General features: G+C 63.7%; 15 protein-coding genes. 7 read left to right on the top strand and 8 right to left on the bottom strand.

From position 1 onward, the window contains the following. Positions 1 to 117: 117 nt before the first annotated feature. A complete protein-coding gene (locus tag J3454_RS11815) occupies positions 118 to 1,173 on the top strand; it encodes a BLUF domain-containing protein (RefSeq protein ID WP_349513982.1) in 1,056 nt (351 codons plus the stop codon). Positions 1,174 to 1,195: 22 nt separating this feature from the next. Here J3454_RS11815 and J3454_RS11810 read toward each other — a convergent pair whose 3' ends face one another. Then, positions 1,196 to 1,600 (bottom strand): DUF1489 family protein, encoded by a 405-nt coding sequence (locus tag J3454_RS11810; protein ID WP_296720550.1) that lies wholly within the window; start codon positions 1,598 to 1,600, stop codon positions 1,196 to 1,198. Between the two features lie 72 nt (positions 1,601 to 1,672). Continuing rightward, on the bottom strand, positions 1,673 to 3,145 hold the full coding sequence (mgtE, locus tag J3454_RS11805; RefSeq protein WP_349513981.1) for a magnesium transporter: 1,473 nt from the start codon (positions 3,143 to 3,145) through the stop codon (positions 1,673 to 1,675). A gap of 102 nt (positions 3,146 to 3,247) precedes the next feature. Between mgtE and J3454_RS11800 the strand changes: the two genes are divergently transcribed. The 3 genes from J3454_RS11800 (at position 3,248) to J3454_RS11790 (ending at position 6,604) form a co-directional block, all read left to right on the top strand. Then, positions 3,248 to 3,721: a peptidylprolyl isomerase gene (locus J3454_RS11800; protein ID WP_349513980.1), complete on the top strand. Its 474-nt coding sequence runs from the start codon at positions 3,248 to 3,250 to the stop codon at positions 3,719 to 3,721. 356 nt (positions 3,722 to 4,077) lie between these two features. Then, positions 4,078 to 5,421, top strand: a complete 1,344-nt coding sequence (gene miaB / locus J3454_RS11795) for a tRNA (N6-isopentenyl adenosine(37)-C2)-methylthiotransferase MiaB (RefSeq protein ID WP_349513979.1) — start codon at positions 4,078 to 4,080, stop codon at positions 5,419 to 5,421. Positions 5,422 to 5,572: 151 nt separating this feature from the next. Further along, entirely contained in the window at positions 5,573 to 6,604 is a 1,032-nt protein-coding gene (locus J3454_RS11790) for a PhoH family protein (protein WP_349513978.1), read from the top strand. Positions 6,605 to 6,610: 6 nt separating this feature from the next. On the opposite strand, the gene J3454_RS11785 is transcribed toward J3454_RS11790, so the two are convergent. Continuing rightward, entirely contained in the window at positions 6,611 to 7,114 is a 504-nt protein-coding gene (locus J3454_RS11785; RefSeq protein WP_349513977.1) for a DUF421 domain-containing protein, read from the bottom strand. A gap of 211 nt (positions 7,115 to 7,325) precedes the next feature. Between J3454_RS11785 and ybeY the strand changes: the two genes are divergently transcribed. From ybeY to J3454_RS11770, 3 genes are all read left to right on the top strand, one after another. Next, complete coding sequence (gene ybeY / locus J3454_RS11780; RefSeq protein ID WP_349513976.1) at positions 7,326 to 7,805, top strand: rRNA maturation RNase YbeY; 480 nt, start codon at positions 7,326 to 7,328, stop codon at positions 7,803 to 7,805. Positions 7,806 to 7,832: 27 nt separating this feature from the next. Next, complete coding sequence (locus tag J3454_RS11775) at positions 7,833 to 8,762, top strand: hemolysin family protein (RefSeq protein ID WP_349513975.1); 930 nt, start codon at positions 7,833 to 7,835, stop codon at positions 8,760 to 8,762. Between the two features lie 94 nt (positions 8,763 to 8,856). After that, positions 8,857 to 9,741, top strand: coding sequence for a LysR substrate-binding domain-containing protein (locus tag J3454_RS11770; protein ID WP_349513974.1), 885 nt, complete (start codon positions 8,857 to 8,859; stop codon positions 9,739 to 9,741). On the opposite strand, the gene J3454_RS11765 is transcribed toward J3454_RS11770, so the two are convergent. The 5 genes from J3454_RS11765 to tsaB all read right to left on the bottom strand — a co-directional run bounded on the left by J3454_RS11765 (position 9,738) and on the right by tsaB (position 12,857). Further along, entirely contained in the window at positions 9,738 to 10,544 is an 807-nt protein-coding gene (locus J3454_RS11765) for a lysophospholipid acyltransferase family protein (RefSeq protein ID WP_349514577.1), read from the bottom strand. The genes J3454_RS11770 and J3454_RS11765 overlap by 4 nt on opposite strands. Before the next feature lie 94 nt (positions 10,545 to 10,638). After that, entirely contained in the window at positions 10,639 to 11,061 is a 423-nt protein-coding gene (locus J3454_RS11760) for a Fur family transcriptional regulator (protein WP_296720572.1), read from the bottom strand. Positions 11,062 to 11,191: 130 nt separating this feature from the next. Then, positions 11,192 to 11,635 (bottom strand): Ros/MucR family transcriptional regulator, encoded by a 444-nt coding sequence (locus tag J3454_RS11755; protein WP_349513973.1) that lies wholly within the window; start codon positions 11,633 to 11,635, stop codon positions 11,192 to 11,194. 116 nt (positions 11,636 to 11,751) lie between these two features. Further along, the gene (locus tag J3454_RS11750; protein ID WP_349513972.1) at positions 11,752 to 12,228 is read right to left on the bottom strand and encodes a GNAT family N-acetyltransferase; all 477 of its coding nucleotides are present in this window, start codon (positions 12,226 to 12,228) and stop codon (positions 11,752 to 11,754) included. Beyond that, complete coding sequence (gene tsaB / locus J3454_RS11745) at positions 12,225 to 12,857, bottom strand: tRNA (adenosine(37)-N6)-threonylcarbamoyltransferase complex dimerization subunit type 1 TsaB (protein WP_349513971.1); 633 nt, start codon at positions 12,855 to 12,857, stop codon at positions 12,225 to 12,227. Before tsaB ends, J3454_RS11750 begins: the two co-directional genes overlap by 4 nt. Between the last annotated feature and the right edge of the window lie 13 nt (positions 12,858 to 12,870).

Below are 12,870 nucleotides of genomic sequence, written 5' to 3'. Positions count from 1 at the left end.
ACCTCTCGAATTTGAGTAATTCCGCGGATGGGGATCGTCCAACGGGTTATCGCAAAGGGCCACAAAGAAGCTCATTCGGTAAACCCGTGCATCCCGATCGGTCGAGGGGAGGATGCAATGCACGTGCATACGGAATCGGTGGTTGCGGGCGTAGGCGCCTGGATCGGCTGTCTCACCTACCAGAGCCGCGCTGTCTCGCGGCCTTCGGAAACTGATCTCAAACAGATGGTGGCGCGGGCGCAGCAGCGCAATCGCAGCCTCGGCGTGACCGGCATGTTGCTCTATGACAATGGCCGGTTCCTGCAGACGCTGGAAGGCCCGCCCGAGGCGCTGGAAGTGGTATGGGCATCGATCCTGCGCGATCAACGCCACAGCGACATCGAAATCCTTACCGACCACATGGTCTCCAGCCGGTTGTTCTCGAACTGGGATCTGCTGCTCTACAGCCGCGAACAGGGCCTGGCCCGCCCATCGCGCTCCAGCGATCTCGCGCCGCATGCGCTGGCGCATTACGTGCCGGGGCTGGTGCAGATCGCGCTTGAAGCAGATGACACGCGGATCAACGCCCTGCTTGCCAGCATCGCCGAACAGGGCTGGAGCGCGGACGATATCGTCGCTCACCTGATCGAGCCGGTCGCCCGCGCGATGGGCGATGCCTGGCTGGCCGATCGGTGCAGCGAGATCGACCTGACCATCGGGCTCAGCATGCTGCAACTGGCCGGACACGCGGTGCGCACCCATGCCTGCACCAGCACCCTGCGCCGCAGCCGCTATTCGATCCTGCTGGCAACCGCGCCGGGCGAGCCGCACATGCTGGGCACGACCATGCTCGCCGACCAGTTCACCGATGCCGGCTGGCGGGTGGAAATGGCCTTTCCGCAGACCAAGGAAGCGCTCGCCAATCAGGTCGCCGCGCAGGATCACGACGCGGTCGATATCGGCCTGTCGGATGCCCTGCCGCGGCAGCGCGCACTCACCCGCCTGCGCGAAGCGGTGGAGATCAGCCGCAAGGCCGCGCCCGGACATCTGGTGGTGGTTTCGGTCGGTGGGCGTTTGTTCGCCGAAGCGACGGCGACGGCGGCCTCGGTCGGTGCGGATCACGCGAGGCGCAGCCTTGATGGCACCAGCGCGCGGCTGGCGCAGCTGATCCGGCAGGGCCGCACGATCCAGTAAGATCAGACCAGGCCAGTAACGGTCAGACCAGCCCCAGCCGCTCCAGCTTGGCCGCCAGCTTGCCGGGCAGGGCATCGCCGATATCCTCGCCCGCATCCAGATCGCGCGGAGCCTTGCCCTCGGTCAGGTAACGCCAGCCCTGATGCGCGCGCTTGCCCTGCGGATGGACCCGCACCAGCACAGGCTCGAGGCAGATGTCCCAGCGCCCGTCCTCGGTCTTCTCGAAGCCGAGGATCGTCGAACGCGCCACCAGTGCGTGGTTGAGAATCCAGTACAGCGATCCGCCCACCAACTCGGCGTGCCGGGTCGGGCGGTTGCGGGTGGTCAGGCGGATTTCGCTGCGGTCCCGCTCGTGATTGGCATACCATCCGGCGAGATCTTCATAGCTTTTCGCGCCGAACGCGATCTTGGTCATGTGGAGCGGCATGGGGCCAATCTAGCGAGTTTGCGCGGTATTGCGAGCCGTGTGGTTCGTGCAGAGAGGATCACAGCGGAGCGTTTATAGCGGAGCGAGCCCAGCCGCCACAGCCAGCCCCAGAAACGCGAAGAACCCCATCGAATCCGTAATCATCGTCACGAACACAGATGAAGCCACCGCCGGGTCCTGATCCAGCCGTTCGAATATTACCGGCACCAGCACGCCCGCCAGCCCCGCGACGCCGATATTGATGACCATGGCGAGCGCGATCACCACGCCCATCATCGGCGAGAACAACAGCCCGGCGGCCAAACCGATCAACAGCGCAATCGTACCGCCATTGAGCAGCGCGACGCGAAACTCCCGCCACAATATTCGCCGCGTGTTGGCGCGGGTGAGCTGGTTGGTCGCAATCGCGCGCACTGCCACCGCCATCGTCTGCGTGCCGGCATTGCCGCCGATGCTGGCGACGATCGGCATGAGGACCGCCAAGGCCACCAGCGATTCGATCGCCGCCCCGAAAAACGCGATGATTGCCGATGCCACCACCGCCGTGCCGAGATTGGCGATCAGCCAGCGCACCCGGCTGGAATAGGCCTCGCGCAGAGGTTCGTTGATGTCGCCGTCGCCCGCGCCCGACATCAGCAGCGCATCCTCGCCCGCTTCTTCGGAGATGATGTGGACCACGTCGTCGACCGTCATCTGCCCGACCAGCCGCCCGCTTTCGTCCACCACGGCGGCCGAAATCAGCGCATATTTCTGGAACATCAGCGCGACCTCCTCCTGATCCATCGTCACCGGGATCAGGGTCTGGTCGCGCTTCATCAGATCGGTCAGGCGCACGGAGCGCGGGGTGGTGAGCACCCAATTTAGCGCGCAGGTGCCGACCGGGTGGTGGCGTTCGTCGATGATGAAGACTTCGAAGAAATCGTGGCTGAGATCGCCTTCCTCGCGCAGGAAGTCGATCAGGTTGCCGACCGTCATATGTTCGGGAACCGCCACGAAATCGCGGCTCATCAACCGGCCTGCGGTTTCTTCGGGATAGGCAAGCGCGCTGGAAACGGCGGCGCGGGTTTCCGGCTCCAGCTCGGCCATCACGGCGCGCTGATCGGCCTCGTTGAGATCCTCGATCAGCTGCACCGCGTCGTCGGTGTCGAGCTGTTCGGCGATGGTGGCGACCGCGTGCGCGGACAGCGTGTCCATCAGGTCTTCGCGGACGTAATCGTTGAGTTCCGCGATCACGTCGCCGGTCATCAGATCGCTGATGGCCGAGGCGAGCTGCGCGCGTTCCGACCGGTCGAGCAGTTCGATCAGGTCGGCGATGTCGGCGGCGTGGAGCGGTTCGACCAGGTCATAGACCGCGCCCTTGTCGCCTGCTTCCAGTGCCAAGTGGACGGCGCTGACATATTCGGGCTTGAGCCGGTTTTCCTCGTCATGACGTTCATCGTCGACGCGGTCGTCCGGGCGCACCTCGATCTCAGTCGATTCGGTCGCCGACTCCGCAGCGGGGTCGGCGATCAGCAGATCGTCTTCGGGGATGCGATCGTCAGCCATATGCAGGCGTTTAGGCGGGGAGGGTCGAAAAGCAAGCGGGGAGGGTGACAGTCACGCCTCGCACGCTATAGAAGCGGCCAAATTCATTCAGGAGACACGATAATGGCCGACACCCTCACCTTCACCCTCGACACCGGCGCCAATGAAGACGGGGGCGAGCCCAAGGACGTCGTGATCAAGCTGCGTCCCGATCTGGCCCCCGGCCATGTCGAGCGCATCGCCGAACTGGCGGGCGAAGGCTTCTATGATGGCGTGATCTTCCACCGTGTCATCAACGGCTTCATGGCGCAGGGCGGCGATCCGACCGGCACCGGCATGGGTGGCAGCGACAAGCCCGACCTGAAGGCCGAATTCAACGCCGAACCCCACGTCGAAGGCGTGTGCTCGATGGCGCGCTCGCAGAACCCCGACAGCGCCAATTCGCAGTTCTTCATCTGCCTCGACGATGCGCGCTTCCTCGACAAGCAGTACACCGTGTGGGGCGTGGTCGAGAGCGGGATGGAACACGTCCACGCGCTTCCGAAGGGCGAACCGCCGCGCGCACCGGGCAAGATCGTCAAGGCGACGGTTGCTTAAGCAAGAGTCGCGATGTCTTGGATGGCCTTGATTTACGCGATAGCGACAGGGCTGCTGGCGTTCCTCGCAGCCCGATACGTGGTACCGCGTTTCAGATGGCCGCGATGGTTGCGAGGAGCGATCTTTTGGCCCTTGCCCTTCTGGATATACGTGGCTCAGGTCCTCGTTATGGTGGCGCGTGATCCGACGGAGGCCGTCAATATCGTGGGGTGGTCGGTCATAGCCGCAATGTTAGTGGAGTGGCTGAACTGGCTCGGGTGGGCGTTCGGCTACTTTTTGGGACACGTTTTTCGCGACAGAGATTTGCCCTCGTTTCGTTGAACATGTTCCTCGAAGTCGCTAAAGGCTCACCCCTCATGAAACCCTCCGCGCCTCCCCAGACCTACCGGGTCAAAAGCTTCGGCTGCCAGATGAACGTCTATGATGGCGAGCGCATGGCCGAATTGCTGGGCGAACGCGGCATCCAGCCCGCGCCCGAGGGCGAGGAGGCGGACCTCGTCATCCTCAACACCTGCCACATCCGCGAGAAAGCCGCCGAGAAGGTCTATTCGGACATCGGCCGCCTGGTGAAGGCGGGCAACAAAGCAGGCAAGCAGCCCCTGATCGCGGTCGCGGGCTGCGTTGCGCAGGCCGAGGGCGAGGAGATCATGGCGCGCGCGCCGGCGGTCAGCATCGTGGTCGGCCCGCAGGCCTATCACCGCCTGCCCGAGATGCTCGACAAGGCGGCAAGCGGCGAGCGCGCGACCGATACCGACATGCCCGCCATCGCCAAGTTCGACGCGCTCCCCCAACGCAAGAAACGCGGGCCGAGCGCCTTCCTCACCGTGCAGGAAGGCTGCGACAAGTTCTGCACCTATTGCGTGGTGCCCTACACCCGCGGCGCGGAAATCTCGCGGCCGTTCAGCCATCTGGTCGCCGAAGCGCGCAAACTGGTCGAAACCGGTGCGTGCGAGATCACCTTGCTCGGGCAAAACGTCAACGCATGGTCGGGCGAGGACGAGAAGGGCAGGGCTGCGGGACTCGCAGGCCTGATCCACGCGCTCGCCGACATCGACGGGCTGGAGCGCATCCGCTACACCACCAGCCACCCCAACGACATGGACGAAGCCCTGATCGCCGCGCATGGCGAAGTGCCCAAGCTGATGCCCTATCTACACCTTCCCGTGCAGAGCGGCAGCGACCGGGTGCTGAAGGCGATGAACCGCCAGCACACAGCGGAAAGCTACCTCAAGCTGCTGGAGAAGTTCCGCGCCGTCCGCCCCGATATTGCGCTTTCGGGCGATTTCATCGTCGGCTTCCCCGGCGAAACCGAGGCGGAGTTCGAAGACACACTGCGGATCGTCGATCAAGTCGGCTACGCCCACGCCTTCAGCTTCAAATACTCGCCGCGACCCGGCACGCCCGCCGCAACAATGGACGGCCAGATCGCGCCCGAGGTCATGGACGAACGCCTGCAACGCCTGCAAGCACGCATCGCCCACCATCAGTTCGCCTTCAACAAAGCCAGCGTCGGCAAGACCTGCCGCGTGCTGGTCGAACGCACCGGGCGCAACCCCGGCCAATGGCTCGGCAAGTCGCCGTGGCTCCAATCGGTGTGGTTTGAGGGCGACTACGCCATTGGCGATCTGGTCGAAGTCACCATCGCCGAAGCAGGGCCGAATTCGTTGATGGGACAGGTTCGCGCGATCCTTCCGGCCTGAGCGCCAGTCTGACTCCAGCCGACTTCCCAAGTTGCAACTCGGTGACTTTCCACCGCCATCTCGTCGCTGCCAGCTTGCTTTGGCGGGAGGCGTGCTTACCTTTCCGACTCGTGGGCCGGGAATTCTTCTTCGGCCTCATGCAAAGGAACCTATGGGCCGACGACCCTCCCGTGCCGAACACCCGGCTCTTTCGCCCGATCCTCGCGGCATTTCCGTTCCCCGGCGCGCCCGGCTGGAACTGACCTTCGAGAACCAATCGCTGCTCGGCCCGCTGTTCGGGCAGTTCGATGCCAATCTGGTGCAGGTCGAAAACCGGCTCGGCGTGTATATTCACGCACGCGGGCATCAGGTGGTGATCGAAGGGCCGGAGGACGATGTCGCCCGCGCCCGCGAAACGCTCACCACCATGTACGACAGGCTGGCGCGCGGCGAAGCACTCGATAGCGGCGCAATCGAATCGCTGATCGCAATGTCGAACGAACCGACGCTGGAAGGGATAATTTCCGGCGACGTCGATGGCCCGCCGATCATGATCCGCACGCGCAAGAAAACCATCGTGCCCCGGTCTGCGACCCAGATCGATTACATGCGCAGCCTCGCCAAGGACGATATCATCTTCGCGCTTGGTCCGGCAGGCACCGGCAAGACCTATATCGCGGTGGCGCAGGCGGTCAGTCAGCTGATTACCGGAAGCGTCCAACGCCTGATCCTGTCGCGTCCGGCGGTGGAGGCGGGGGAGAAACTCGGCTTCCTGCCCGGCGACATGAAAGACAAGGTCGATCCCTATCTGCGCCCGTTATATGATGCGCTGAACGACTGCATGCCCCCCGAACAGGTGGAGCGGCGCATTGCCTCGGGCGAGATCGAAATCGCGCCGATCGCCTTCATGCGCGGGCGCACGCTGGCCGATGCCTTCGTCATCCTCGACGAAGCGCAGAACACCACGCGCGAACAGATGAAGATGTTCCTCACCCGCTTCGGCCAGAACAGCCGGATGGTGATCTGCGGCGATCCCAAGCAGGTCGATATTCCGGGCGGCCCGACCAACAGCGGGTTGAACGATGCGGTTGCCCGGCTGGAGGATATCGAAGGCTTCGGCACGATCCGCTTCACCGTCGCCGACGTGGTGCGCCATCCGATCGTGGGCCGGATCGTCGAAGCCTATGAAGGCGAGGGGTCGTAGCCTGACCTACCGCCGGACGCTGTCCAGCACGGTCAACGGTTTTTCGGAACCCTTGATCACGCTCAGGCTTCCGTCGGTTTCCAACACAACGGCGGCGACATCTTCCAGATGGGCGACCCCGGAGGAACGGATCGCGGCCTCCATTTCGTCCTTGGTCACGCGTTCGTCGGCCATTGCCTGCGTGCGGTAATGCCCGTCTTCGAACAGCAGGCGCGGCTGGCTGCGCACGAGGTTGCGGAAGGTCTGCGATGTGATCGACAGGCGGGACACGACCCATTGCAGCAGCGCCAGCATGACAAAGGCCAGCAGCCCTTCCAGCAAGGCGACATCGGAACTGAGCAGCACCGTCGCCAGCGTCGAACCCAGCGCGACCGTGACCACCAGATCGAACGCATTGAGCTTCGCCAGCGATCGCTTGCCCGCCAGCCGCAGGACCATCACCAGCGCGGCATAGGCCAGCAGCGATACCACCGCCACCCGCAGAAGGTCATAAAAGTCATCGAACAGCATGAGAGGTGAACGCGTTTGCGCAGTTTTGTTCCTTTTCGGGCGAGACCGGCTGGCAAGCTGCCGCCCTTTCCTACCGTAAGCCGACACGCTATCGGCCGCAGCATGATCCGCGCCGATTACCTGCCTTTATCTGCCTCTGCCAAATACCCGGCTGGGCAGGGCGGGTTTTCGGTTCCTGTACAGTGTCTCATGTGTCTCCTACAGGCGCGCCATGCAGCTTGATTGCGACATCGAAGGTTGGCCGGATGGCGATTGGGAAGCACTGGCGGAGCGTGCGGTGCGCGCCGTGGGGGAGGGCGAGCCGCTGCTGGCCAATCCGCGGCTGATCGCCAGCATCCTGTTCACGTCGGACACAGAAGTGCACAGCCTCAACCGCGAATGGCGGGCACGCGACAAGCCGACCAATGTGCTCAGTTTCCCGATGCTCGAACGCGAGGAGTTGGACGATCTGGCCCCCGGTGGTCCACCGGTGATGCTGGGCGATATCGCGCTGGCGTATGCAACCTGCGCGCGCGAGGCGGCGGACAAGGGCGTGCCGCTCGAGAGCCATGCGGCGCATCTGATCGTCCATGGATTGCTGCACCTGGCGGGTCACGATCACGTCGAAAGCGACGCACAGGCCGACGAAATGGAGGCTATTGAAACCGCGATACTTGCAAAACTGGGTATCAACGACCCATATGGCGCATGAACACTGCAAGGAGCGTTGACTAAGGCCATGGCCGATTCCCCATCTTCCGCATCTTCTTCGGGAGACGCGGACAGTAGCGGCGGGCTTTGGCCTGCCCTGCGCAAGATCCTGAAGCTCGAAGGCGCGCGATCCTTGCGCGAACAGCTTGAAGAAGCGATCGACGAGCACGAGGACGAGAACGGTTCGTCCGGTTCCGACGACAGCAGTGATACGCCCGGCGACCTGTCACGGGTAGAGCGGCAGATGCTGCGCAACCTGCTGCACTTCTCCGATCACGATGCCGATGACGTCGCCGTGCCGCGCGGAGAGATCATCGCGGTCGAAGCGTCGATCAGCTGGGCCGAAATGGTGGCGGCATTCAGCGAACACGGCCATTCACGCATGCCGGTCTATCGCGAGACACTGGATGACGTGATCGGGATGATCCACATCAAGGACGTGTTCCCTTTCCTGGCCAACGGCACCCCTGCGCCTGACGACTGGACGGTGCTGCTGCGGCAGCCGCTGTATGTTCCGCAGGCGCGCGGGGCGCTGGATGTGCTGGCCGACATGCGCGCGCGGCGGGTGCATCTGGCGATCGTGGTCGATGAATTCTCGGGCACTGACGGGCTCATCACAATCGAGGATCTGGTCGAGGAAATCGTCGGCAATATCGAGGATGAACACGACGACGCGCCCGAAGACCTGATCGTGGCGATTGGCGAGGGGATGTGGGATTGCGATGCCCGCGCCGAACTCGACGACGTTGCCGAAAAGGTCGACCCGCGGCTGGCGGAAGTCGAGGAAGCGGTCGATACGCTGGGCGGGTTGGCCTTTGTGCTGGCCGAAGCCGTGCCGCCGGTCGGCACTGTGCTGGAACATGCGAGCGGCTGGAGGATTGAAGTCACAGCGGGTGACGAAACCCACGTGAAACGCCTGCGGCTGCATCCGCCGCAGGTGGAGAGCGACGTGCAGTAGGCGCAACGCGCTGGCGACGGATGCAATTTTTCTTCGATTTTTTGCACCCAAATGGTGGCCTCGTGCGTATCTCCCTTCACCAAGGAGAGGTTCCATGCCCAAACGTCGTCTGCCTCCATTGCGCGCGCTCGAAGCTTTCATGCGCACGGTCCGAATGGGTTCCGCCCGCGCGGCAGCGGAGGAAATCGGCCTCAGCCCGTCGGCGCTGTCGCGGCGGATCAGCAATCTTGAAGAATTCGTCGGCAAGAAGCTGTTCACCCGCGCCCGCCAGTCGATGCAACTGACCGATGAAGGCCAGGCGTTCTACGAGGCGGTCAACCCGCATATGGAGGCGCTGGCGCGGGCAGTGGAGAGCCAGTCGGACAACATCGCGCTGCTGCGGCTGCGGCTCGGCGTGCTGCCGATGTTCGGCAGCCAGCGATTGTTCCCGCGGCTGGGCGAACTGCGCAAGCGTCACCCGCTGCTGCATATCGACATCGACACCGCGCCGCATCTGGAAGACCGGGTGGGCGACACGCTCGACGCAGCGATCATCCTGTCGCGCGGGCCGGCCAGCGGGCTGCACGCGGTGCGGCTCGATCACAATCTCGTCCACGCCATCTGCAGCAAGGAAGTGGCGCGCAACATCGGGTCGGAGGTCACAGCCGAGAATCTGGCGAAGCAGACTTTCCTGATCCACAATGAACTGCCCGAAAGCTTCGTGGCGTGGAAAAAGGCCAACCGGCTGGAGGACATGGAAGCGAGCGCGATCGATCATTACGATTCGGGCGCGCTCATGCTCGAAGCCGCCGCGCAGGGCCTCGGAATCGCGATCATGCACGACGATCACCTGCGCCGCGCCAGCGACAACCGGCTCACCAATCTGCCCGGCGCGCCGGTGGAAAGCCCCTATAGCTACTGGTTCGTATGCAAGCCGGTCGCGCTGGAGAGCCGGCCGGTGCGGATCTTCCACGATTGGCTGGTGAGAGCCGGGCTTTAGTCGACCCGTTCTCCATCCACGCGGGGTTCATAACGTACCGGCGGGACGGTGTGCGCGAATTCACGCAGCGGACGGCAGAGGACTTCCAGCAAGGTTTCCTCGATCCGGCGGCGCGATTCGTGACTGATGGCCTTACGCCCGCGGAAATCTTCGGGGCTGAAGGGCTCCAGATAATGCAGCCGCAGCCGGAAGGTCCCCTTGCGCGCCAGCAAGCGCTTGGCGTTGTTGAGCCCGCCTTCCTCGCCGATCCAGCCGATCCATTCGGCGACCGGCCCGTAATCGAGTACCACCGGCTGCACCAGCACGCCCGGTGGCGGCGGTTCCAGCACCGACAGCATGCTGGTCTTGAACGGTAGCAGCGATTGCCCGTCGGTGGTGGTGCCTTCAGGGAAGACGGTGACCGACCAGTTATCGACCAGCGCCTCCTTCAAGGCGTTGATCTGCTCGGCCACGCCCATGCGGTGCTCGCGCTTGACGAAGACGGTGCGATTGAGGCTGGCGAGCCAGCCGACAACCGGCGAGGCTTCGAGTTCCGCCTTGGCGACGAAAGCCGTGCCGCTGGCACCTGCCAGAGCGAGGATATCGATCCACGAAATATGGTTGGCGACATAAAACACGTCGCGCCGCAGATGGGTGCCGATCACCTCGACCTTGGCACCGCATACCCGCGCGGCATAGCGCAGAAACAGCATCGGGAAGGGCGAGCCATAGGCGAAGGTGCGGTAAAGGTAGTGCAGCGGCACGAACACCGCGATCAGGCCGATCAGCGCCAGCGCCCGCATCGTGATGCGAACCCGGCCCATGGGTGAGATCGGGGTGATCTCGCCGCGCGCGGCGGCTTGGCGCAGTTCCCACTCGCGCTGCTCTTTAGCGGACGTGCGCGGGGCGCCGTCCACCTCAGTCCTCACGCGAGAGCCGCACACCGTATAGTTCCATCCGGTGATCGACGAGGCGGTAACCCAGGCGCTCGGCGATCTGTCGCTGGAGCGCCTCGACTTCGGGATCGACAAATTCGACGACCTTGCCGGTCTCGACATCGATCAGGTGATCGTGATGCGCCTCGGGCACGGGTTCATACCGCGAGCGGCCATCGCCGAAATCGTGACGGTCGAGAATGCCCGCTTCCTCGAACAGGCGCACGGTGCGGTAGACCGTTGCAATCGAGATCTTGGGGTCGATCGCCGATGCACGCGTGTGCAACAGTTCGACATCGGGATGATCCTCGCTTTCGGACAACACTCTGGCGATGACGCGGCGCTGTTCGGTTATGCGCAGACCTTTTTCCGCGCATAATTGTTCGAGATCTATTTTCTGGGTCAATGACAGCTCCATCGCCGAATGGCCAAACCCATCGGGGCCTAGCATAGCAAAGCAGCCCTATCCTTATAGGGACAGGGCTGCTTGCTCAAGCTGGCTTCCGGCCCCTCTCAACAGGACCGGTCGCGAGCGTTCAGGTCGTCTTTTTGGCGCGCCGCGGACGGGTGGTGCCGGGCTTGCGGCCAAGACCGATCTTCTTGGCCAGGTCGCGCCGCTTTTCGGCATAGGCGGGGGCGACCATCGGGTAGTCTGCGGGCAGGTTCCAACGTGCGCGGTATTCTTCCGGCGTCATGTTGAAGTTGGTGCGCAGATAACGCTTGAGCATTTTCAGCTTCTTGCCGTCTTCCAGGCACACGATGTATTCGGGCTTCACCGAATTGCGAATGGCAACGGCGGGCTGTGGCTTGGGCTCTTCCACCACAGGTTTTTCGCCGAGGTTGGCAAGCGCCGCATAGACGTTGGTAATCAGTCCCGGCAGATCGCCGACAGCAACATCATTATTGCTGACATGCGCCGAGACGATATCGCTGGTGAGCGTAATAAGCGTTTCGTTCATTTCATTTTCCACGTCTTGCATAAATTCCTCAGTCAATGTTCGATATATTCCCCAACCTTTCGGTCATGGCCGAACCGCTCAAGATTTGCAACTGGGAGACTTCACTTAGCCCCGTAGATGGGACGGATTGTGCCAAATCAAATTGAGCGGCCAAAAGTAATCGCGTCTATCCGCTCGCCATTGGTCATGCGGTAATATTTGGGCCGCTCCCCGATAGCGGCAAAACCAAGCTTGCGATAAAGGTGAAGTGCAGGATTCCCGCGCCGCATCTCCAGATAAATCCTCGTTATTCCACGGCTGCGGGCAGCATCGAACAGATGGTTTATCAGGATCGCGCCGATTCCGCGCCGCCGGGCACCGGGAACGACCGCGATCAGCAGCAGCTCCTCCTCGTCGAGCACGTGGCGGCTGAGCACGAACCCTGCCGGCGTGCCGACGTCGCCTGTACCATCGGATACCAGATCACCATCCCCATCGACCACCAGCGCATGAGTGCTGGGCATGGCAAGGGCATCGGCCACCTGCCGCCGGTTCCAGGCCTCGCCGTAAGCCGGATCGAACGCCGCCTCCATCACTGCCATGATCCGGTCGAGCAGGCGCGGACAAGCGGTCATGCGGGGACACGCCCCGACATCGGTGTGGCGTCCGGCGCGCGGCCATAGATCGGGGTCAGATTGCCGGTCAGCAGATCGGCGGGCAACAGCGGCACGGCGGATGCATCGGGCAGCAGGGCGGCGACGACCAGTTCCGCTCCGCCTCGCAGCGCCGCGAACTCCTCTGCGCGGCTGCCGGCAACGACCGTTCGGCAGGCGCGCGCGGCGGCGGCATCGGGGGTGAGCGAGGCGGCTTCGCTCTCCGGCATTCCATCTGCGCCGAAATCGGTCACGAACCATTCCCCGTGCCCGCCGGTCACGCACACCGTCACCGCTGCGTGCGGGTGGTCGACGCGGGCCTGCGCCGCAACCAGTGCCAGTGTCGGATAGCCGCGCACCTCTGCGCCCCATGCAAATCCCAGTGCGCGCGCCGTGGCAAGACCGATGCGCACCCCGGTGAAGCTGCCAGGGCCGAGCGAGACGAGGATGCGATCCGCGCGCCCCTTGTCCGGCAGCGCACCGATCATCGGCACCAGCGCCTCGGCATGGCCGCGGCCGATCACGCGATGGTCGCGCGCGATCAACCGCTCGTCATCGAACAGAGCGATGGAACAGGCCTCGGAGGCGGTTTCTATGGCGAGCACCCGCATATCCCCGCCCGAT

This window comes from Erythrobacter sp. NFXS35 (genome assembly GCF_040148725.1).
Classification (GTDB): domain Bacteria; phylum Pseudomonadota; class Alphaproteobacteria; order Sphingomonadales; family Sphingomonadaceae; genus Erythrobacter.
Note: the sequence above shows the minus strand (reverse complement) of the source record. Positions and strands in the feature narration are given on the sequence as shown.

Bases quoted from the DNA above. Each gene is read 5' to 3' on its own strand.
- J3454_RS11815 (WP_349513982.1), top strand. From the start codon at position 118: ATGCACGTGCATACGGAATCGGTGGTTGCGGGCGTAGGCGCCTGGATC.
- J3454_RS11810 (WP_296720550.1), bottom strand. From the start codon at position 1,600: ATGCCGCTCCACATGACCAAGATCGCGTTCGGCGCGAAAAGCTATGAA.
- mgtE (WP_349513981.1), bottom strand. From the start codon at position 3,145: ATGGCTGACGATCGCATCCCCGAAGACGATCTGCTGATCGCCGACCCC.
- J3454_RS11800 (WP_349513980.1), top strand. From the start codon at position 3,248: ATGGCCGACACCCTCACCTTCACCCTCGACACCGGCGCCAATGAAGAC.
- miaB (WP_349513979.1), top strand. From the start codon at position 4,078: ATGAAACCCTCCGCGCCTCCCCAGACCTACCGGGTCAAAAGCTTCGGC.
- J3454_RS11790 (WP_349513978.1), top strand. From the start codon at position 5,573: ATGGGCCGACGACCCTCCCGTGCCGAACACCCGGCTCTTTCGCCCGAT.
- J3454_RS11785 (WP_349513977.1), bottom strand. From the start codon at position 7,114: ATGCTGTTCGATGACTTTTATGACCTTCTGCGGGTGGCGGTGGTATCG.
- ybeY (WP_349513976.1), top strand. From the start codon at position 7,326: ATGCAGCTTGATTGCGACATCGAAGGTTGGCCGGATGGCGATTGGGAA.
- J3454_RS11775 (WP_349513975.1), top strand. From the start codon at position 7,833: ATGGCCGATTCCCCATCTTCCGCATCTTCTTCGGGAGACGCGGACAGT.
- J3454_RS11770 (WP_349513974.1), top strand. From the start codon at position 8,857: ATGCCCAAACGTCGTCTGCCTCCATTGCGCGCGCTCGAAGCTTTCATG.
- J3454_RS11765 (WP_349514577.1), bottom strand. From the start codon at position 10,544: ATGGGCCGGGTTCGCATCACGATGCGGGCGCTGGCGCTGATCGGCCTG.
- J3454_RS11755 (WP_349513973.1), bottom strand. From the start codon at position 11,635: ATGCAAGACGTGGAAAATGAAATGAACGAAACGCTTATTACGCTCACC.
- J3454_RS11750 (WP_349513972.1), bottom strand. From the start codon at position 12,228: ATGACCGCTTGTCCGCGCCTGCTCGACCGGATCATGGCAGTGATGGAG.
- tsaB (WP_349513971.1), bottom strand. From the start codon at position 12,857: ATGCGGGTGCTCGCCATAGAAACCGCCTCCGAGGCCTGTTCCATCGCT.